General features: G+C 49.1%; 2 protein-coding genes. Both read right to left on the bottom strand.

The genetic code is table 11. The features are described 5' to 3' along the window. On the bottom strand, positions 1–436 hold a 436-nt coding region (locus tag R7Q46_RS25210; RefSeq protein ID WP_318077943.1), incomplete at its 3' end, for a DUF2271 domain-containing protein. Between the two features lie 23 nt (positions 437–459). Continuing rightward, positions 460–1,060 (bottom strand): PepSY-associated TM helix domain-containing protein (locus R7Q46_RS25205; RefSeq protein ID WP_318077942.1); only part of this gene is annotated, 601 nt, incomplete at its 5' end.

Genomic DNA, 1,060 nt, shown 5'->3' with positions numbered 1-1,060 from the left:
TGCGACCACCGTGTTCACGAACGACCTCAACATGTAAGGTATAGTCACCTTGCACAAGGCGTTCGCCTGCGTCGTTAGTACCATCCCAAACAAATCGATACTGCCCAGCAGGGCGAGTCGCAGACGTCACAGCGTCAATCAGATCGCGATCATAACGACCCACTTTTCGCCACCAGCTGCGCATGTCTTTGAGCCACTCATCCTTACCGACCCAAAGCTGAATGGTTTTAACGGATTGACGTTGTTCATCTTCAACCCACACTGCGACGTAAGGACGGGCGTACATTGAGGTATCGATCTTTGGCAATTCAAATTCAAAGTCGATTTTGGCAGCATCAGGTAAAGGCGCAGCCAAAACTGGCCATGGTGCTAAAACCGCAACTAACGCCGCTTTGCAAAATAGGTTTTGGCGAAGTAACTTGCCTGTATTCAACATAAGCTTTTCTCTACAACTGGCTGTTAAGGCACAGCAACAAAATAAATGACGAGCGACAGCAACGAGCCAAAGCTCATCCACTGCAGTGATGTTCTGAACGTCTTTTTCTTCGGCAATAACAGGCATACACCGGTCAGGACGAAAAACACCATCAGCAGCGCAGTGATGTCGATAAACCACTTCCAAACATCACCACTGTTACGACCTTTATGCAGATCATTCAGCAGTGCGATCGCACCATAATTGGTGGTTCCAATATCGGCGTCGCCAGTGGTCATATCAACGAAAACCGTGGCGTTATAACCCGGCCCTTTGAAATCCAGAGAGAGCTCGCCAAGCACCAATTCACCTTGCTCCACTTCGGTGTAAACGTCCAAAGCAGATGGAGTGCCGCGTAAAGCCACTTCTTGGGTCAAAAAGTCAATCAGTGCAACGCGGTTTGGCTGGAAGCTTTCGCCGTTCAAAAACAAGGTCTGCGGCGGGATGATGATGGTGTGCTGTTGAATGATGGGTTCTTTTCGCTCAAACAGCTCAGGACGATTTAGCGTGATGCCAGTGAGCGCAAAAAACAGCGTCACCAATAAAAGAGCCATCGAAATATAGATATGTAGACGGCGCGCCCAC

Source organism: Vibrio sp. 811, assembly GCF_033339195.1.
This window is presented reverse-complemented; position numbering and strand designations above follow the sequence as displayed.